The sequence below is a fragment of the Actinomycetospora sp. NBC_00405 genome, assembly GCF_036044095.1.
Taxonomy (GTDB): Bacteria; Actinomycetota; Actinomycetes; order Mycobacteriales; family Pseudonocardiaceae; genus Actinomycetospora; species Actinomycetospora callitridis.
In genome coordinates this window covers 5,977,171-5,995,239 of the sequence record NZ_CP107938.1, presented here as the reverse complement: position 1 = coordinate 5,995,239, position 18,069 = coordinate 5,977,171, and the positions used below count along the sequence as shown (strand labels likewise).

Genomic DNA, 18,069 nt, shown 5'->3' with positions numbered 1-18,069 from the left:
TTCAACGTCAGGAAAGCCCCCACGATCACCGGGCGTCCGGACGCTTTCCCGGCACGTCGGGCCGCGCCAGGATCAAGGGTATGGACCTGCGTCGCGACGTCGTCCTCGGTGCGCGGCTGGCGGTGGTGCGCGCAGGCGGGCTGGCACTGGCCCTCGCCGGCGATCCCGTCCTGCGCCTGCTGTACCGGCCCTGGATCGACGACCCGGCGCCCCTCCAGCGGCAGCTGCGCGAGGCCTCCCAGCCCTACGCGAGCCGCAGCGGCGTGCTCGTCGTCGCCACCGCCGCGATGTGCCGCGAGGTCGTCCGCGACCGCCGCTTCCTGGTGCGACCGCGGACCGGGGGCTCGCTCGGCGGGGCCGTCGAAGGCCGTCGCGACCCGCTGCTCGAACCCGTCGAGCTGTCGTTCCTCGGCATGGACCCGCCCGATCACACACGGCTCCGGCGCCTCGTCGGCGGCTGGTTCACCCCCGCCCGTGTCAGCTCCTACGAGCCCCTGGTGATCGGCCTCGCCGAACGGCTGGCCGACGACGCCGCCGCGCGCGGTCGGTTCGACCTGGTCGCCGACGTCGCGACGCCGCTGCCGGCGGCGGTGATCGCCGAGATCCTGGGCGTGCCCGAGTCCGACGCGGGCGCGTTCGCGCAGTGGGGCCAGGCCGTCGGCGCCGGGCTCGGCGGCGTGCGGTCGCTCCGCGCGCTGCACCGCCTGGACCGCGCCGTCGCCGAGTTGCGCGGGCTGCTCGGCGGCCTGCTCGAACGCCGGCGCCGCGACCCCGCCGACGACCTCCTCAGCCACCTCGCGCGCGAGGACGTCGACACCGACGAGGCCGTCAGCCTCGCGGCGTTCCTGCTGCTCGCGGGGTTCGAGACGACGAGCACGCTGCTCGGCAACGCCGTCGCCGCGATGACCGACGCCCGTGAGCCCTGGGCGAGGCTCGCCGCCGACCCCGGCCGGGCGGGCGACGCCGTCGAGGAGAGCCTGCGCTTCGAGGCGCCGATCCAGTTCACCGCGCGGACGCCGCACGAGACCGTGCGCCTCGGTGACCGCGACATCGAGCCGGACACCGTCGTCATGGCGATGCTCGGAGCCGCCGGCCGCGACCCGGCGGTGCACGCCGATCCCGAGGTGTTCGACCTCGACCGGCCGACGAAGGGCGAGCACCTGGCGTTCTCCGGGGGCATCCACTTCTGCCTCGGCGCGCCGCTGGCCCGGCTCGAGGCGCGGGTCGCGCTGGCGGCCCTGGCCGAGCGGATGCCGACGCTGCAACGGGAGCCGGGCGCGGCACGGCGGCGCTCGCTGTTGCTGCGGAGCTACACGACGCTGCCCGTCGGCGCGTGATCGACACGGCTTTCCTGGCGCTGGGTGCAAGCGTGGACGCAGGGCTTGCACTCAGAACGTGCTCAGCTCGCCGGAGGGTCCTGGAGGTCGGCGCGCAGGGTCGCGAGGGTGCGCGTGAGCAGGCGGGAGACGTGCATCTGGGACACGCCGACACGCTCGGCGATCTGGGTCTGGGTCATGCCACCGAAGAAGCGGAGCATGACGATCGTCCGCTCGCGCTCGGGGAGCTTGCGCAGGGCGGGCTGCACGGTCTCGCGGTGCTCGACCTGCTCGAGCTCGGCGTCCGCTGAGCCCAGGACGTCGGCGAGCCGGCCGGACGACGGGTCGTCGACGAGCATGTCGTCGAGGCTCGAGGAGCGATAGGCGTTCGCCGCCTCGAGCGCCTCGAGGACCTCCTCGCGGCTGCGCTGCAGGTGCTCGGCGAGCTCACCGGCGGTGGGGGCGCGGTTGAGCTCCTGGGACAGCTGCGGCATCGCCGACCCGATGGCCAGGCGCAGGTCCTTGAGCCGCCGGGGTACGCGCGTCGACCACGCCTTGTCCCGGAAGTAGCGGCGCACCTCGCCGGTGATCGTCGGCACCGCGTAGGACAGGAAGTCCGAGCCGCGCTCCGGCGAGAACCGGTCGACGGCGTGGATGAGGCCGACCGTGGCGACCTGCTCGAGGTCCTCCTGCGGCTCGCCGCGCTGCGCGAAACGGCGCGCGATGTGCCGCGCCAGCGGGAGATAGCCCTCGACGAGGCGGTCACGCAGCGCCTCGCGACGCCGGTCGCCCTCGGGCAGCCCGGCGTGCTCGAGGAGCATCGGGACGAGGTGCTCGTAGGAGTCCTCGTTCCGGGAGCTGCGCTGAGGTGCCCCGCCCGCGCTGCCCGTCAGCGGGCGCGCCGGCTCGCTCACGGGTTGAGCCGTTGCTTGCGCAGGTGGATGCCGAGCCACTCCGGGTCGGCGTCGAGCACTTCGGCGTCGTCGGTGAGCGTGGTGAGCACACGCCAGCCGAAGGTGTCCTGGCGCAGCGTCGCCTCGTGGCGCACCGGCACCCGGCAGATCACGTCGATGCGGCCCTCGGACATGACGAACCCACAGCGCAGCTGTCCGCCCTCGCGCGCGAGGGGCACGAGCGCCGAACAGGCCTCGTCGACGGCCATCCGCAGGTCGGACACGGCGTCGAGGTCGAAGTCCGCCCGCGCGGCCAGGTCGGCCGCAACGGCGCGCACCGACGGGATCAGGGCCGGGTCGGCGTGCACACGGACCTCGACGGGCGTCGGGGTCTCCGCCAGGTCCGCCGACCCGGCGGCACCGGGATCGGAGGTGGCGGTGGACGTGCGATCACGCTGCTGCGGTTCCGGCGTCTGCACGGCTGCTGATCTCCGTTTCGCGGCAGGTGAGGAGGTCGATGGCGCGATCACCGTATCGGCGGAGCCGGCGCGGGCGGCAGGGGCCCACACCGGTCGTCCGGCTCATCCGGCGAGCGCGGCCTCGACCGACGGGTAGAGCGCGAACAGGTCGGTGAGGCCAGTGGCCTGCAGCGGACGGCTCACCGGCCGGGAGTTCGCGACGAGGCGCAGCGCCACGTCCCGGTTCCGCGACTCGTCGAGCGCCTCCACCAGCAGGGCCAGGCCGCTCGATCCGAGGAACTCGACCGAGAGCATGTCCAGCACGAGCACCGTGGGCTTGCCCTGGAGCTCCTCGTTCACCTTCGCGCGCAGCGCAGGCGTCGTCAGCATGTCGATCTCGCCGGCAAGCCGGATCACCGACGCGCCGTTCGACCGCTGCACGTCCACGCCCAGCGGGTCCTCCGCAGTGAGGTCGTCATCGGTGGCCACGACGTCTGGTCCCCCTCCGGTCAGTCGGGTGTGGTCCGAACTCGGCGTCGGTCCAGGGAAAACGTACTTGCCGTGCTCGTGACCCTACTCGTCACCCCCCGTGGGCAGGTGTTCACGACACCGATGACCGCCTCCGCGTGCCGTACAGCACCTGGCCGGGGCGGCCGCCGCACACGATCGTGCCGACCGTTGGGCCGATCAGGGGTGTTTGCCGTCGCGGGGCGAGGGGGATACCGCCGATGTTGCTGGCGCGCCGGAGACCATCCCCCGTGCGGGCGCCCCGACTGGGAGGATCGCCATGGCCGACATCCGACTCCTGCCCGGGCCCATCATCGATGAATGGGACTGGCAGCTCCACGGCGCGTGCCGCGGGATGGACTCGAGCTTCTTCTTCCACCCCGACGGCGAGCGGGGTCCCCGACGCGAGCACCGCGCCGCCGAGGCCAAGCGGGTCTGCGCGTCCTGCCCGGTCATCGAGCCGTGCCGTCGCCACGCCCTCGCGACCCGTGAGCCCTACGGCGTCTGGGGCGGGCTGACCGAGGACGAGCGACGCCTGGCCCTGCGCGGCGGCCGTCGGACGGACGACCAGGCCGGCGCCGTCGTGTACGAGGCGCCGTCCCCCGTCTAGGGCACTAGAGGTACTGGCCGCCGTCATCCCCGCCGTGCGCGGGACGGCTGCGGCCCTGGCGCATCTGCTCGAGCTGGCCCCGCGCGGCCATCTGTTGCGCGAGCACGGCGCTCTGGATGCCGTGGAAGAGACCCTCGAGCCACCCGAGGAGCTGGGCTTGCGCGATGCGCAGCTCGGCCTGCGACGGCGCCGCGTCGGACGCGAACGGCAGCGTGATGCGGCGCAGCTCCTCGCGCAGCTCCGGCGCGAGCCCCTGCTCGAGCTCACGGATCGACCGCTCGTGGATGTCGGCGAGACGCGCACGCCCCGCCTCGTCGAGCGGCGCCGCGCGGACCTCCTCGACGAGCTTGCCCACCATCCCGGCGACCCGCATCACCGCGCCCGGGGAGGCGACCAGCTCACCCGTGCCGGCACCCTCGCCCGCGCCCGACGCCGCAGCCGCCGCCAGGGCCGACGACGGGCGTTCGTCCTGATCACTCATGGCCCCCATCATGGCGGGCCGCTCACCTCTCGGCGCGCTGGTGCCCGCCGCGGCGACACGGTCGCGGGCCGAGCGCTTCGCTGTCACGGGGGCGGGGTATGAAGGGCGCGAGGTGAGTCGTGGACACAAGGATCAGGCTGGCCCTCGACACAGCGGGGGACGGCGGGGCGAAGGTGCGTGGCGAGGCCACGCTCGACGACGGTGGCGCCGTCGACGAGGCCGTGGCGCCGCACGTCGTCGTCGTGGCCCTCACCGGGCCGCTGTCCGAGCTCACCGCCCGGCCCCTGGCCGTACGCCTCGTCGAGCTCCTGCGCCGCCACGACGGGGTCGTCGTGGACGTGTCGGGCATGCGGCTCACCCACTCCGGCGCGGTGCACGCCTTCGCCGAGGCGGCCGCCCTCGCCGGGGAGTGGCCCGACGTGCGGCTGGCCCTCGCCGCGCCGGACGCCACCACGGCCGCCCTGCTGGCGAGCTCGCGGGTCGCCCAGCGGGTGCCCGTGCACCCCGACACCGCGACGGCCGTCGCCCACCTCGACGAGCGCCCGGAGCTGGTGCGCGGCTGGTGGCGGTTCACCGTCGACCCGCAGGCCCCGGGTGCCGCACGCGGGCACGTCCGGCGCGTCTGTCATCGCTGGGCGGTCGACGAGGAGGCGCGTGAGGCGGCCGAGATCGTCGTGACGGAGCTGGTCACCAACGCCGTCGAGCACGCGGCGAGCGCGTCGGTCGTCGAGGTGGAGCGCCGCGAGCACTCGTTGCGGCTCACCGTCCGCGACTTCGACCTCGCCCCGCTGCCCGAGGCCCACCTGCCGGAGCCGACCTCGCCACGCGGGCGCGGGCTGGCGATGGTCGCCGCCGTGTCGAGGGCCTGGGGCGTCGAGCCCCACCGCGACGGCAAGACCGTGTGGTCGGAGATGACCACCACGGCCTAGCCGGCCTACGCGGCCTCGGCGGCGTCCTCCGGCGGCTCGCGGTGCGCGAGCAGCTCGAGCACGGCGCGCTCCACGTGGGTGCGCATCGCGCGGTCGTCGAGTCCCGACCCTTCGCGGACGGCGTCCGCGATCGTGCGGCCGTTCTGGAAGTGGCTGACGAGCACGGGGTCGACGTAGGAGCGCCGGCAGACCGCCGGGGTGTTGCCGAGCTGCTCGGCGACGGACTTCATCGTCCGCGTCACCGCGCTCTTGAGCTTGCGCTCCGCGCGCGGCGGGCCGCCGGTGTCGTCGCACTCCCCCGCGAGCGCCACCGCGGCCTGCACGCCGGCGTTCCAGGTGCGCAGGTCCTTGGCGGTGAACTCCTCGCCGATCAGCTCGCGCACGGCGTCGTTGACGTCCTGCGCGGTGACGTCGTGCCACGGCCCGCGGTCGCCGCCGCGTCCACCGCGCCGGAAGGCCAGGAGGTCCTCGCCCCCGCCGCGGCGCCGCTTCAGCGAGCCGACCAGCCCGTGGATGTGCTCGTCGTACAGCGTGATCCGCCGCGGGACGCCGGACTTCGCGACGTAGCGGAACTCGACGCCGCCGTCGCGACGGGCCACGGCGTGCTCGCGGCGCAGCGTGGCGAGGCCGAACGACGCGTCGCCGGGCGAGTCCTCGTTGGCGTACTCCTCGTGCCCGACCCGGAAGACACCGAGGTCGAGCATCCACACCGCGCCGGCGAGCACGCGGTCGCGTCCGAGGCCCTTGCCGCGGGCGAGGCGGGCGTCGATCTCGGCCCGGGCGTCGCCGATGACGTGGCCCAGGCGCGCGACGCGGACGAACTTCTCCTCGCCGCGCTGCCGGGTCCACTCGTCGTGGTAGCGGTACTGGCGGCGTCCCGCGGCGTCGGTGCCGACGGCCTGGATGTGCCCGCGAGGGTCGGGGCAGATCCAGACGTCCTGCCACGCGGGCGGGATGACGATCGCGTCGATCCGCTCCAGGTGCGCGGCGTCGGTGATCGCCTCGCCCGTCTCGCGGTCGAAGTAGCTGAACCCCTTGCCGCGCTTGCGTCGGCCGATCCCGGGTCCGTGGGGCTCGATGTGCACCAGATCCACCGGCCGGGCGTACCCCCCTTCCACCGGTTGCGAACGCCGTTTCTGCCACTGCGCCGTCGGCTACCAGTGGCCGGTGACCGGTGTCCCCGAGGACCTCCTCGGCCCCTGCGGCCCCGTCGACCGCCCCACCCTCGACGCCGTCGACGCGGCCGTCGCGCGCGTGCTCGGGAAGGACGCCGCGCTCGGCGACGGCCAGCGCGAGGCGGTGCTCGGGGCGCTCGTGGACGACTGCCTCGCGGTCCTGCCACCGGCGGCCGGCAAGACCGCGGTCTACGCCGTCACCGGGCTCGTGCTCGGCGGCCCGACGATCGTGGTGTCGCCGACGCTCTCGCTGCACCGCGACCAGGTCGCCCACCTCTGCGACGCCGGTGTCCGCGCCGCGGTGCTCAACTCGAGCCTGTCGGCGCGGGACCGGTCGGCGGCCCTCGACGGGTTCGGCGCGGGCGAGGTCGACGTGCTCGTGACCTCCCCCGAGCAGCTCGCGCGCACCGATGTCCTCGATGCCCTGGCCGCGGGGGCGCCGGCGCTGCTGGCCGTCGACGAGGTGCACTGCGTGTGCGACTGGGGCCCGGACTTCCGCCCCGACTACCTCGCCCTCGCCGTCGCCCGGCGCCGGCTGGGACACCCGCGCGTGCTGGGCCTGACCGCGACCGCGTCGGTCCCCGCGCGTCAGGAGATCCTCGAGCTGCTCGGGGTGCCGGACGCGTGCGTGGTCGTCCGCGACGAGGAGACGAAGTGGGACCGGCTGGTCCGCGAGGCCACGGCGCTCGAGGGCACCGGGATCGTCTACGTCACGACCCGCGCGCACACGACGCTCGTCCGGGACCGGCTGCGGGAGTCCGGTGTCGCCGCGGAGGCCTACCACGGCGGGATGAAGGGCTCCGAGCGCACGCGGGTCCAGGACGCGTTCATGGCCGGCGACGTCCCGGTGGTGGTCGCCACCAGCGCGTTCGGGATGGGGATCGACAAGCCCGACGTCCGGTGGGTCGTCCACGGCGACACGCCCACGTCGATCGACGCCTACCACCAGGAGATCGGTCGGGCCGGCCGCGACGGCGAGCCGGCGACCGCCGTGCTGTTCCACCGGCCGCAGGACCTCGTCCGACCCCGGCTCTTCGCCTCGGGCCGGGACGCCGGGGAGAAGGCGCTGGAGACGGTGCTCGCGGCGATCCGGCGGAACCCCGAGGGCGTCGAGGAGGGCGAGCTCGCGGCACCGGCGGGGCTGTCGAAGGCCGCGCTCGCCCGAGCGGTCCCGGCGCTCGTCGCGCGGGGCGCGGTCCGGAGGCTCCCGGGGCGCCGGCTCGCAGCGGGGGACGCCCTCGGCGCCGACGCCGGCCTCGCCGGGACCGCGGCCGGGCTCGTGCGACGGTGTCGGGAGCGCGAACCCGCGTGAGCGTCACGTTTCCGGCACTGCCCGGCGGCCGATCCACGCCGTGACACCGCCCACGCCAGGAAGGCGCCCGTGCTGCACGAACCGATCGAATCGACGCTGGCCCCGCCGGCCTCCGAGCCGCCCCTGGCTCCCCGTACCCCCGCCGACCTGCTCCCGCTGGCGCGCCGCGCCCGCCGCGACGCCGGCTCGGCCCGCGAGTTCGCGGTCGCCCTGCTCGCCCGCGGCTGGGCCGCGACGAGCGCCGCCGCGGTCTCCGGCCTCGCCGTGAGCGCCGTGACCGCGCTGTCGCGCGTGCGCCGTCCCGGCACGGCCGCCGCGTCGGTGGCCGACGACGTCGCCGCCCGCGCCCGTCGTCGCGCGGCCCGCCGCACCTGACATCCTGCGCTCCCCCACCCCATCTGCCCCAGGGAGTCCACCGGTGCCCGTCGAGCCCGATCTCGCTGAGCTCGCCACTGCCCACGGCATCGCGGTCCGCTACCGAGACAGCTCGGAGCGCGAGGTCGAGCTCGACCGCGACGTGGTGATCGACGTCCTCCACGCCCTCGAGGTGGACGCGTCGACGCCGTCCGCGCTCGCGTCGGCGCTCGGCGCCGTGCGCGACGCGGACCCCGACGCGCTGCCGGCGACGGTGGTGGTCGACGAGGGACACGAGCATGCGCTGCCCGCGGCGGGTGTCGTGACGCTCGAGGACGGCGCGGTGCGCGAGGTGGGCACGACGCTGCCCACCGACCTGCCCGTCGGCTACCACCGGCTGGCCTGCCGGGGGCAGGACGTCACGCTGATCGTGGCGCCGCCCCCGCTGACGCCGCCGCCTGCGACGTGGGGGTGGATGGCGCAGCTGTACGCGCTGCGCTCGGCGGGCTCGTGGGGCTGCGGCGACTACGCCGACCTCGCCTCGCTGCTCGCGCGGACGACCGGGGAGCAGGACGCCGGCGCGCTGCTGGTGAACCCGCTGCACGCGCTCGCACTGGGCCCCCGGGTCGAGGCCTCGCCGTACTCGCCGTCGAGCCGGCGGTTCCTGCACCCGCTCTACATCCGCGTCGCCGACACCGCTGCCTACGCGGCGGCGCCGGCGTCGGTCCGGGACGAGGTGGACGCGCTGCGTCCCGCCGAGGGCGAGCTCGTCGACCACGATGCGGTGTGGGCGGCCAAGAACGCGGCGCTGGAGCTGCTGCGCCCATACGATCCGGCGGCGCCGACGGACGTCGAGGCCCTCGAGGAGGGTGAGCGGGACGTCGCCACCTGGTACGCGCTGGCCGAGCGCCACGGCAGCGACCTGCGTTCGTGGCCGGCGGGCCTGGCCCACGTCGGGGACTCGGGGGTGCCCGACGCCCGCGCCGAGCTCGCCGACCGCGTGCTCTTCCACGCCTGGTGCCTCGGCCTCGCCGACGCCCAGCTCGGCGCCGCGCACCTTGCGGCCGAGGGCATGGCGGTCGGGCTGATCGCCGACCTCGCCGTCGGCTGCTCGTCCGGTGGCGCCGACGCCTGGACGCTGGCCGACGCGCTCGCGCCCGGCGTGACCGTGGGCGCGCCGCCCGACGACTTCAACCAGCAGGGCCAGGACTGGGCGCTCCCGCCGTGGCGGCCGGACGCCCTGGCGGCCTCGGGATACGCGCCGCTGCGGTCGATGATCCGCGCGGTGCTGCGCCACGCCGACGGGATCCGCGTGGACCACGTCGCGGGGCTGTGGCGACTGTGGTGGATCCCGCCGGGCCGGGGTGCGCGCGAGGGCGCCTACGTGCACTACGACGCGCGGGCGATGCTCGCCGTCGTCGCGATCGAGGCGTCCCGGGCCGGCGCGGTGGTGGTCGGCGAGGACCTCGGCACCGTGGAGCCGGAGGTCACCGAGGGGCTCGCGGAGCACGGCATGCTCGGCTGCGCGGTGCTGTGGTTCCAGCGCGACTCCTCGGGCGACCTGTTGCCGCCGCGGCGTTGGCACCCCGAGACGCTCGCGAGCATCTCGACCCACGACCTGCCCACCGCCGCGGGGTTCCTGCGCGACGAGCACGTCCGGGCGCGCGCCGAGGCCGGGGTGCTCGACGACGTCGAGGAGGCGCGTGCGGCGGCGGCGCGGGACCGGACCGAGCTGCTGGACCTGCTCGCGTCCGAGGGCTTCGGGGTCTCGGAGTCCGCGACCCCCGACGAGGTCGTGCTCGCGATGCACCGGCTGCTGGCCACGGCCCGCTCGCGGATCGTGCTCGCGGCGTTCACCGACGTCCTCGGCGACGTGCGCCAGCCCAACCTGCCGGGGACCGTCGACACCTACCCCAACTGGCGCATCCCGCTGTCCCACTCCCTCGACACGCTCCTCGCCGACCCCCGCGTCACCGCGGTGGCGTCCGCCCTCCGTGCACGTGCGTGATCTTCTGAGTTATCGCTCAGAAGATCACGCACGACAGCGGGCGCAGCAGAGGAGCTGCTCGTTCCAGCCGAGCGGGCGGAGGACGGTCTCGACCTCCCGGGCCGTGCGACACGGGAGCTTGGTGACCTCGGTCCAGCCGTAGGGGATCGACGGGGTCCCGGCGACGGCCGCTGCTACTGATCGACGGCGGTCGGTCAACGCGGTGAACGTGTCCCGGTGATAGCCGAACCCATCGAGGCGCACGATCGCCCGCCCGCCCGGCAGGTCGTAGGCGATGTCCTCGTAGCGGTCGACCCCGTCGACGACCACGGGCGCCTGCCGCTGTCCGACGGGCAGTCCGTGGGCTACCTCGACGTCCTGAAGGTAGCGGCGCTCCAGCTCCGAGAGGACACCGGACCGCAAGAGGCCCACGGCGTCCGCGATGGCCCGGCGGTGCCGCGGCGGGCGACGGAGTTCCACGGCCTGCTCGAGGGCGAGTGGACGGACCCCCGCGTCGACCGCGAGCTGGTGCGCGAGTCGTGCCGCTTCGGAGGCGTCCGGAGCCGCGACGGCGAGGTCGAGCACCGTGTGGACCTTGCTGGTGAGCGGCGGCTCCGCTCCGACCACCCCGATGTGGGCGAACGCGCGGGACCGGTGGACGTGGAGTCCCTCCGAGCGGAAGGCCGACGTGCCGTAGGGGACCGTCAAGTGGATCGGTCGCCGCGGGTCCGGGCGAATGAACCCGTGCAGCTCCCCGGCGGTCTCGTGACTCAGGAGCGCTGCGCCGCGACAGGCGAGGAGCGCCGCCACGCGGTGCGCCTCGGGGCTCAGTGGTCCCGAGAACAGCGCGTAGACGCCATCGTGCAGGCGCTGCCACCGGTCGGCGTCGACCTGTGCCCTGATCGCGCCATCGGTGAAGCCCCGGGCGAGCAGCTGGCCGCGGGTGACGACGTCCAGCTGGTCCTTTCGCAGCTGTCGCCAAGCAGTGAACTCGTCCATGTCGGTTTCGACGCAGACGAGGGACAGACGGATCCGTCCACGTCCCACGTGCGTGATCTTCTGAGCTATAGCTCAGAAGATCACGCACGTGGGGATCAGCCGGGGAGAGCGTCCACGGCGGACACGCCGCGGTCGGGGAGGGCCGTCGGGGATTCCTGGTGGTAGGCGCCCGAGGGCAGGATGCCCGCGGCGCCGCGGCGCGCCATGACCTGCTGCTGGGAGTGCACGTCCTCGCCGTGGGCGTCGGGCGGGAGGTCGCGCCAGAACTCGAAGCCGCCCGCCTCGACGAGCGCGGCGCGGTCGAACAGGACGCAGCCCGCCGTCCACGCGACCTTGTAGGCCACGTAGGACTCCGGCGACGGCGTCGGGCGCCCCGGCCCGTCGAGGTCCAGCGACTCGGCCAGGTGCAGCCCGTTGGCGGCGTTGTGCAGGCGCCAGCGGTCCCAGCCCGGCCCGTCCTTGACCAGCGTCTCCGGCGACACCGCCCCGTCCCACGCCGCGAACGACGTCACCTCGTGCGGCCGCCGGTCCTCGGCGTGCCCGAGCGCCTGCATCGCCGCGCCCACCACCCCGCAGCCCAGCTCGCCGAGCGCCCGGTGCAGCCGCGCCAGCACGCCCGGCTCCAGCCACACGTCGTCGTCGAGGTAGAGCACCGCAGGCGCCGAGGCGCACGACAGCAGGAAGGCGCGCTGCTCGGCCATCCCGCGCGGTGGCAGGTGGCGGTGGAGGTCGACCGGGACCCCGCGCCGGCGCAGCCAGCGGATCACCGTCCACGCCGACGGCGTCTCCCAGGAGGGATCGCCGTCGGACTGGTCGGAGATCGTCAGCCGGTACGCCACGCCCGTCTGCGCGGCGAGGCCCGCGAGCGTCGTCGCCAGCTCGACGGGGCGACCCCGCGTCGGGATGAGGACGTCGATCACGACCCGCTCCGGATGCGGTCGACCAGCGACGTCGTCGACCGGTCGGGCAGGTACTCGAGGATGACGACCCGCCCGCCGTAGGCGGTGACGGTCGCGGTCTCGCGCAGCATCTCCGGGGTGTAGTCGCCACCCTTGGCGTAGACGTCGGGGCGCAGCAGGTCGAGCAGCTCGGCGGGGGTGTCGGCGTCGAACGCGGTGACGTGGTCGACGCAGCTCAGCGCGCCGATCACCGCGGCCCGGTCGGCCAGCGGGTTCAACGGGCGGTCCGGGCCCTTGAGGCGCGCCACCGACTCGTCGGAGTTCAGCGCCACCACCAGCACGTCGCCCAGCCGCTTGGCCTGGTTGAGCGACGCGACGTGGCCGCGGTGCACGACGTCGAAGCAGCCGTTGGTGAACACCACACGCCGCCCGGCCACGCGCTGGTCGTGCACGATCGTCGCGAGCGACGCCGCGTCCAGCACCGGGCCCTCGGCGGCGGCGACGCGCTCGGCGAGCTCGCCGGTGCCGCACACCGAGGTCCCCGGCCGGCCCACGACGACGTCGGCGGCGGCCTGGGCGAGCTCGACGGCGGTGGCCGCCGGCGTGCCCGCGGCCAGCGCGAGCGCCAGAGCGGCGGTGAAGGTGTCCCCCGCCCCGCACGTGTGCGCCTCCGGCGCGGGGCGCGCGAAGGTGCGGTGCGTCGGGGAGCCGTCGTCGGGCAGCAGCAGGGCCCCGTCGCGGTCGAGGGTGACCACGACCGACGCCGCCCCGGACCGCTCCCGCAGCTCGGGGCCGGCGGCCTCCGCGGCCGCGACGCGGTCGGGCCCGCCGAGCTCACGGCCCAGCAGGAGTTTCGCCTCCCCGGCGTTGGGGGTGACGACGTCCGGGCGCGCCGGGGCCCAGCGCGCCGGGTCGTGGGCGTCGACGACCAGACGGCAGCGGCGCTCCCCCGGGGCGCCGAGCAGCGACCCGACCAGCACCACCGTCTCGTCGTCGAGGATCCCGCCGCCGTAATCGCAGACGACCACGGCGTCGGCGCCCTCGACCGCCGCGCGCAGGGCGTCGTGCACGGCCGCGCGCCGGTCGGCGTCCAGCGGTTCCCGCGACGATGTGTCGAACCGCGCGACCAGCGCCTCGTCGGCGAGCACCCGCCGCTTGGCCGCGGTGGGGCGCGAGGGGTCGGTGACGACGCCCGCGGTGCCGACGCCGAACCCGGCGAGCACCTCGCGCACCGTCGCCCCGTCGGGGTCGTCGCCGAGCACCGAGACGAACTCGGTGCGGGCGCCGAGCGCCGCGAGGTTGGCGGCCGTGTTCGCCCCGGCGCCTGGCGAGCCGTGGGTGTGGTCGACCTCGACGACCGGGACCGGCGCCTCGCGCGACAGGCGACGCGACGGCCCGGTGAGCCACTGGTCGAGCACCGCGTCGCCCACGACGACCACGCGCGGGGCGACCGCGGCGAGACGCGCGGGCAGGTCGGCGGCCAGCGGGGCGCCGGTCAGGTCGGGAGATTCGGATGGCAGCAAGGACTCGGACCGCGACGAGGACTCGGGGCGCGACAGTTCGGGCGCAGCCATCAGCGGGCCGTCCGTCCGGAGGAACGCGGCCAGGTACGGACGGGGGTAAGGGTTCCTGCCGACCGGCGCCGTGCAGGTGGTCTCGGTACTGTCGTTCTCCGCTCCGTCTCCGACGGGGTGACCCAGCCGTCACGGGAGTTCCGATGGCCAGCGACGCGCCCCCGCCCTCGACGGGCCCCGACACCACGGGCCCCGACGACCAGACGACGATCGACGCCCGTCTCCTCACACCGAGGGTGGCGGTCGTGGCCCCGGCCGGCGACGTCGACACCGCCACGGCCGGCCCGCTGCGCGAGGCGATCGGCGTGCAGGTCGGCGCCGGCGCGGTGCACGTCGTGCTCGACCTCTCCGGCGTGGAGTTCATGGGCTCGGCCGGCCTGGCGCTGCTCATCGCCGAGCGCGAGGCGGCGATCGCCCGCGAGGGCGAGCTGCGGCTCGCGGGCGTCCCGCGCACCGCCGGGCGCGCCCTGAGCCTCACCGGCCTCGCCGAGCTCTTCGACACCTACCCCGACGCCGAGGCCGCGGCCGCCGATCTGCGCTGAGGCGACGTGCGCTGGCCTCACGGGTACGAGCCCTCCTCCGACGACGTGACGACGAGCTCGCGCACCTCGCTGCCGGCCGGTCGCGTCAACGCGTAGAGCACGGCGTCGGCGGTCTGCGCCGGATCGTTGAGCTTGGCGTCGGCCCCCGGCTTGTACTGGTCGGGGCGGTCGTCGAAGAAGTGCGTCCACATGCCGCCGGGGACCAGCAGCGTCACCCCGACCGTGCCGGCGGTCTCCGCGGCGAGCGCGCGGGTGAAGCCGACGACGCCGAACTTCGAGGCGCAGTAGGCGGTCGCGTCCGATACCGCCTTGACGCCGAGGGTCGAAGAAACGGTGACGACCTTGCCCCGGCGCTGCTCGAGCTGCGGGAGGGCGGCGCGGACGACGGCGGCGGTGCCCAGCAGGTTGACCATGACGACCCGGTCCCACTCGGCGGCGTCGACGTCGACGAGGCGCCCGCAGCGGTCGATGCCGGCGGCGGTGACGACGGCGTCGAGGCCGCCCATCTGGTCGCTCGCCCGCGCCACGGCGTCCTCGGCGGCGCGGGGGTCGGCGAGGTCGACCTCGACGAAGGCGTGCCCGGCGTCGGGCGCCTTGAGGTCGAGGACGACGGGGGTGCCGCCGGCGGCGACGACCGACTCGGCGACGGCGGCGCCGAGGCCGGACGAGCCGCCGGTGATCAGGACGGTGCCAGGGCTGGTCACGGTGTTCCTCCAGTGGGGACGGGTTCGGGTTCGAGGCGCGCGAGCAGCCGCGTGGACGAGCGGCCCGCGTGGTACGGCACGGCGACGACCTCACCGCCCCAGCCCCGCACCAGCGGGGTCTCGGGCAGCTCGTCGGTCGCGTAGTCGCCGCCCTTGACCCAGACGTCGGGGCGCAGGCGCTCGAGCACCGTGCGCGGGTCGTCCTCGTCGAACACCTCGACGGCGTCGACGGCGGCGAGCGCGCGGAGCATCTCGACGCGGTCGGCCTCGGCGACGACGGGACGGTCGGGGCCCTTGAGCCGGCGCACGGAGGCGTCGGAGTTCAGGCAGACCACCAGCACGCCGTCCTCGCCGGCCAGGCGCCGCGCCGCCGCGAGGGTGCGGGCGTGACCGGCGTGCAGGAGGTCGAAGCAGCCGCCGGTGGCGACCACGGTCGCGCCGCGCTCGCGGGCGGCGGCGACGACGTCGGTGGGGGTCTCCGGTCCGGCCTCGGGCTCGGGGTCACCGGCGTCGAGCGCGCCCGCCCCGCCCGCGGCCACGAAGTCGGCAGCTGCAGCGACGGCGGCGCGCACCGCGTCGTCGAGGGCGGCGCCGTTGGCCAGGGCGACCGCGGCGGTGGCGGCGAACCGGTCGCCGGCGCCGCACGGGTCGCCGCCGCGGGCCGGGTCGGCGGGCGTCACCGAGGTGCCGGTGGCCCCGCGCAGCACGGCGCCGCGGCTGCCCGCGGTGACGGCGACGGCGTCGACACCCCAGTGCCCGCGCAGCGCCTCGCCCAGTGCGGCGGGTTCGTGCGGGAACCCTCGTGAGCGAAATTCCCGGCTATAGCCGGGAATTTCGCTCACGTAGCCACGGGCCTCCGACATGTTCGGGGTCACGAGCATGGCGCCGGGGACGGGCGGGGCGCCGTGCGGGTGCGGGTCCCAGACCAGCGGCACCCGGGTCGCGGCGGCGGTGAGGGCCTCGCGGACGGCGGGGTCGGCGGTGAGCCCGCGCCCGTAGTCGGAGACCAGCAGAGCGCCGGCCCCGGTGATGGCGTCGAGCACCTCGGAGGACACCTCGGCGTCCCCGAGCCCGCCCGCGTCCACCCGCAGCAGCACGCGGTCGCCGGCGAGCATCCGGGTCTTGGTCGGCGTGGTCCCGGCGGCGGTCGCGGCGACGACGTCGACGCCCTCCAGCAAGGCGCGCAGCGACTCGGCGTCCTCGCCGAGCGCGGTCACGAGCCGCACCGGCCGCGACGAGGAGCGCGACGCGAGCAGGGCCGTCAGGCCGGCGCCGCCCGGGCGCTCGCGCCTGCTCTCGGCCGCGAGCACCGGCGCCGGCGCGTCCGGGCACAGCCGGTCGACGGCGCCGTGGACGTCGACGTCGCGCAGGCAGTCGCCGACGATCACCAGGGGCGCGCTCACGGGACGAGCTCCTGGGTCACGCGGGCGGGCGCCGAGGCCCGCGACGCGAGGGACCGGTCGACCATCTCGCACAGCAGGTGCACGGTCACCAGGTGGGCCTCCTGCACCGAGGGGGTCTCCCCCGGAAGGCACAGCGCCTCGCTCGCGGCGTCGGCGAGCGGGTTCGGTCCGGGTCCGGTCAGGGCCCAGACGGTGAGCCCGAGCGAGCGGCCCGCCTCGGCCGCGGCGACGAGGTTGGGGCTGCGCCCGCTGGTCGAGAGCAGCAACAGCACGTCGCCGGGGCGGCCGTGGGCGCGTACCTGGCGCGCGAAGACCTCGTCGTAGCCGTAGTCGTTGCCCAGCGCGGTCATCGCGGACGTGTCCGCGTGCAGCGCGATCGCCGACAGCGGCTCGCGCTCGCCGCGGTAGCGCCCGACGAGCTCGGCGGTCAGGTGCTGGGCCTCCGCCGCGCTGCCGCCGTTGCCGGCCGCGAGCAGGCGCGAACCACGGCTCAGGCGGGTGGCGAGGTCGACACCCCAGCGCTCGATGCGTCCCGACTCCCCGGCCAGGCCGTCGAGCGTGGCCCGCAGCCCGCCGAGGTGCCGGTGCACGATCCGGTCGGCGCTCATGCGGGGCTCCCCGTGGTCAGCACGCCGGAGGACATCGTGGTCGACGCGACGACGCCCGCATACGCCTGCTCGTGGGCGGCGGCGACGCGGTCCCAGCCGTACTCGGCGACCGCGCGGCGTCGTCCGGCCCGCCCGAACGCCCGGGCGTGGCGGGGATGCGCCCGCAGCGCGCCGAGCGCCGCGGCCACCGCGGCCGGGTCGCCCGCCGGGACGTGGTGGCCGGTGACGCCGTCGACGACGGTGTCGGCGAGGCCGCCCACGGCGGCCGCGACGACGGGGCGCCCGCAGGCCATCGCCTCGAGCGGGACGAGCCCGAACGGCTCGTAGACCGGGACGCAGGCCACGGCGTCGGCGCCCCGGTAGAGCCCGGGCAGTGCGTCGTGGGCCACGGCCCCGAGGAACGTGACGCGGTCGGCGACCCCCGTCCGCGCGGCGAGCGCCCGCAGGCGGCGGACCTCGGGGTCGTCGTCGAGACGGTCCGCGCTCGGCCCGCCCGCGACGGTCAGCTCGACGTCGCGGGGCAGGCGCCCGAGCGCGGCGATCACGGTGTCGACGCCCTTGCGCGGCACCAGCCGGCTCACGGAGAGCACGCGGAACCCCGCGTGGCCGGACGCCGCTCCCCGCGGCGCGCCGTCGCTCGCAGGCCTGAAGTGCTCGACGTCGACCCCGCAGGGCACCACCGTCACCTGCTCGGCAGGCACGCCCAGGGCGGCGAGCTCGTCGGCCTCGTCGCGGCACGTCGCGAGTACCTGGTCGACCTTCGCGCCGAGATCGCTCTCGGCCGCGACCCGGCGGGCCGGGCTCGTGTCGTCGGGGCCCTGGTGGCGGCGCTTGACCGACCCCAGCGCGTGGAACGTCTGCACGATCGGCACGCCGAGGGCCCGGGCCGCGGGCAGGGCCGCCAGCCCCGACATCCAGAAGTGGGCGTGGACGACGTCGGGCGGCTCCGCGCGCCAGCAGGCGGCCAGGTCGGCCGAGAACGCGTCCATGAGGTCGACGAGCTCGTCCTTGGGCAGCTCGGCAGGCGGGCCGGCGTCGACGTGGTCGACCACGACATTGGCCGCCATCGGCACCCGCCGCGGCGTACGCGGGTCGGTGCGGCGGGTGTGGACGACCACCTCGTGCCCCGCGTCGGCCAGCGCCAGCGCGAGTGCGCGCACCGCGACGTTCTGGCCACCGGCGTCGACCCCGCCGAGCCCGTTCGACGCCACCAGTGGGCTGGCGTGCTCGGAGACCATCGCGATCCGCATGCGCGCACTCCTCCCACGACCCCCGCGCGGGGTGGTCGCGTCGTCGCTCAGGTGGCGCCACGGGCGCC

Annotated in this window: 19 protein-coding genes; 7 read left to right on the top strand and 12 right to left on the bottom strand. The window is 75.7% G+C overall.

Annotated elements, in window-relative coordinates:
• Positions 1-80: 80 nt before the first annotated feature.
• Positions 81-1,337 carry a cytochrome P450 gene (locus tag OG774_RS29640; protein WP_328305894.1) on the top strand — a complete coding sequence of 419 codons (1,257 nt, stop codon included), beginning with the start codon at positions 81-83 and terminating at the stop codon, positions 1,335-1,337.
• Positions 1,338-1,399: 62 nt separating this feature from the next.
• On the opposite strand, the gene OG774_RS29635 is transcribed toward OG774_RS29640, so the two are convergent.
• From OG774_RS29635 to OG774_RS29625, 3 genes are all read right to left on the bottom strand, one after another.
• Complete coding sequence (locus tag OG774_RS29635; RefSeq protein WP_328311217.1) at positions 1,400-2,137, bottom strand: RNA polymerase sigma factor SigF; 738 nt, start codon at positions 2,135-2,137, stop codon at positions 1,400-1,402.
• Positions 2,138-2,226: 89 nt separating this feature from the next.
• Positions 2,227-2,688, bottom strand: a complete 462-nt coding sequence (locus tag OG774_RS29630; RefSeq protein ID WP_328305893.1) for an ATP-binding protein — start codon at positions 2,686-2,688, stop codon at positions 2,227-2,229.
• A gap of 102 nt (positions 2,689-2,790) precedes the next feature.
• On the bottom strand, positions 2,791-3,156 hold the full coding sequence (locus OG774_RS29625; RefSeq protein WP_274192486.1) for an anti-sigma factor antagonist: 366 nt from the start codon (positions 3,154-3,156) through the stop codon (positions 2,791-2,793).
• A gap of 298 nt (positions 3,157-3,454) precedes the next feature.
• Between OG774_RS29625 and OG774_RS29620 the strand changes: the two genes are divergently transcribed.
• A complete protein-coding gene (locus OG774_RS29620) occupies positions 3,455-3,784 on the top strand; it encodes a WhiB family transcriptional regulator (RefSeq protein WP_328305892.1) in 330 nt (109 codons plus the stop codon).
• A 4-nt stretch (positions 3,785-3,788) separates the two neighbouring features.
• On the opposite strand, the gene OG774_RS29615 is transcribed toward OG774_RS29620, so the two are convergent.
• Positions 3,789-4,274 carry a proteasome activator gene (locus tag OG774_RS29615; protein ID WP_328311215.1) on the bottom strand — a complete coding sequence of 162 codons (486 nt, stop codon included), beginning with the start codon at positions 4,272-4,274 and terminating at the stop codon, positions 3,789-3,791.
• A 110-nt stretch (positions 4,275-4,384) separates the two neighbouring features.
• Here OG774_RS29615 and OG774_RS29610 point away from each other — a divergent pair, with 110 nt between their 5' ends.
• Positions 4,385-5,194: an ATP-binding protein gene (locus OG774_RS29610; RefSeq protein WP_328305891.1), complete on the top strand. Its 810-nt coding sequence runs from the start codon at positions 4,385-4,387 to the stop codon at positions 5,192-5,194.
• A gap of 5 nt (positions 5,195-5,199) precedes the next feature.
• Here OG774_RS29610 and OG774_RS29605 read toward each other — a convergent pair whose 3' ends face one another.
• Positions 5,200-6,288 carry a DNA topoisomerase IB gene (locus OG774_RS29605; RefSeq protein WP_328305890.1) on the bottom strand — a complete coding sequence of 363 codons (1,089 nt, stop codon included), beginning with the start codon at positions 6,286-6,288 and terminating at the stop codon, positions 5,200-5,202.
• Between the two features lie 73 nt (positions 6,289-6,361).
• On the opposite strand from OG774_RS29605, the gene OG774_RS29600 reads away from it, so the two are divergent.
• From OG774_RS29600 to OG774_RS29590, 3 genes are all read left to right on the top strand, one after another.
• Positions 6,362-7,681, top strand: coding sequence for a RecQ family ATP-dependent DNA helicase (locus OG774_RS29600; protein ID WP_328305889.1), 1,320 nt, complete (start codon positions 6,362-6,364; stop codon positions 7,679-7,681).
• A gap of 69 nt (positions 7,682-7,750) precedes the next feature.
• Complete coding sequence (locus OG774_RS29595) at positions 7,751-8,056, top strand: hypothetical protein (protein WP_328305888.1); 306 nt, start codon at positions 7,751-7,753, stop codon at positions 8,054-8,056.
• Positions 8,057-8,099: 43 nt separating this feature from the next.
• Entirely contained in the window at positions 8,100-10,043 is a 1,944-nt protein-coding gene (locus OG774_RS29590) for a 4-alpha-glucanotransferase (protein WP_328305887.1), read from the top strand.
• 24 nt (positions 10,044-10,067) lie between these two features.
• Here the strand turns inward: OG774_RS29590 and OG774_RS29585 are convergent, their stop codons facing one another.
• The 3 genes from OG774_RS29585 to rfaE2 all read right to left on the bottom strand — a co-directional run bounded on the left by OG774_RS29585 (position 10,068) and on the right by rfaE2 (position 13,494).
• Complete coding sequence (locus OG774_RS29585; RefSeq protein WP_328305886.1) at positions 10,068-11,021, bottom strand: hypothetical protein; 954 nt, start codon at positions 11,019-11,021, stop codon at positions 10,068-10,070.
• A gap of 95 nt (positions 11,022-11,116) precedes the next feature.
• The gene (locus tag OG774_RS29580; RefSeq protein WP_328305885.1) at positions 11,117-11,941 is read right to left on the bottom strand and encodes a glycosyltransferase family 2 protein; all 825 of its coding nucleotides are present in this window, start codon (positions 11,939-11,941) and stop codon (positions 11,117-11,119) included.
• Entirely contained in the window at positions 11,938-13,494 is a 1,557-nt protein-coding gene (rfaE2, locus tag OG774_RS29575) for a D-glycero-beta-D-manno-heptose 1-phosphate adenylyltransferase (protein WP_328305884.1), read from the bottom strand. Before rfaE2 ends, OG774_RS29580 begins: the two co-directional genes overlap by 4 nt.
• A 143-nt stretch (positions 13,495-13,637) precedes the next feature.
• On the opposite strand from rfaE2, the gene OG774_RS29570 reads away from it, so the two are divergent.
• Positions 13,638-14,036, top strand: coding sequence for an STAS domain-containing protein (locus OG774_RS29570; RefSeq protein WP_328305883.1), 399 nt, complete (start codon positions 13,638-13,640; stop codon positions 14,034-14,036).
• 17 nt (positions 14,037-14,053) lie between these two features.
• Here OG774_RS29570 and OG774_RS29565 read toward each other — a convergent pair whose 3' ends face one another.
• The 4 genes from OG774_RS29565 to OG774_RS29550 are packed head-to-tail and all read right to left on the bottom strand — an operon-like array spanning position 14,054 to position 18,001.
• A complete protein-coding gene (locus tag OG774_RS29565; protein ID WP_328305882.1) occupies positions 14,054-14,740 on the bottom strand; it encodes an SDR family oxidoreductase in 687 nt (228 codons plus the stop codon).
• Entirely contained in the window at positions 14,737-16,143 is a 1,407-nt protein-coding gene (locus OG774_RS29560; protein ID WP_328305881.1) for a PfkB family carbohydrate kinase, read from the bottom strand. Before OG774_RS29560 ends, OG774_RS29565 begins: the two co-directional genes overlap by 4 nt.
• Positions 16,140-16,751 (bottom strand): D-sedoheptulose-7-phosphate isomerase, encoded by a 612-nt coding sequence (locus tag OG774_RS29555; RefSeq protein WP_328305880.1) that lies wholly within the window; start codon positions 16,749-16,751, stop codon positions 16,140-16,142. Before OG774_RS29555 ends, OG774_RS29560 begins: the two co-directional genes overlap by 4 nt.
• Positions 16,748-18,001 (bottom strand): glycosyltransferase, encoded by a 1,254-nt coding sequence (locus tag OG774_RS29550; protein ID WP_328305879.1) that lies wholly within the window; start codon positions 17,999-18,001, stop codon positions 16,748-16,750. Before OG774_RS29550 ends, OG774_RS29555 begins: the two co-directional genes overlap by 4 nt.
• Positions 18,002-18,069 lie beyond the last annotated feature (68 nt).

Coding starts and splice junctions, on each gene's coding strand:
- OG774_RS29615 (WP_328311215.1), bottom strand. CDS start 4,274: ATGGGGGCCATGAGTGATCAGGACGAACGCCCGTCGTCGGCCCTGGCG.
- rfaE2 (WP_328305884.1), bottom strand. CDS start 13,494: ATGGCTGCGCCCGAACTGTCGCGCCCCGAGTCCTCGTCGCGGTCCGAG.
- OG774_RS29570 (WP_328305883.1), top strand. CDS start 13,638: ATGGCCAGCGACGCGCCCCCGCCCTCGACGGGCCCCGACACCACGGGC.
- OG774_RS29550 (WP_328305879.1), bottom strand. CDS start 18,001: ATGCGGATCGCGATGGTCTCCGAGCACGCCAGCCCACTGGTGGCGTCG.
- OG774_RS29640 (WP_328305894.1), top strand. CDS start 81: ATGGACCTGCGTCGCGACGTCGTCCTCGGTGCGCGGCTGGCGGTGGTG.
- OG774_RS29620 (WP_328305892.1), top strand. CDS start 3,455: ATGGCCGACATCCGACTCCTGCCCGGGCCCATCATCGATGAATGGGAC.
- OG774_RS29635 (WP_328311217.1), bottom strand. CDS start 2,137: ATGCTCCTCGAGCACGCCGGGCTGCCCGAGGGCGACCGGCGTCGCGAG.
- OG774_RS29585 (WP_328305886.1), bottom strand. CDS start 11,021: ATGGACGAGTTCACTGCTTGGCGACAGCTGCGAAAGGACCAGCTGGAC.
- OG774_RS29555 (WP_328305880.1), bottom strand. CDS start 16,751: ATGAGCGCCGACCGGATCGTGCACCGGCACCTCGGCGGGCTGCGGGCC.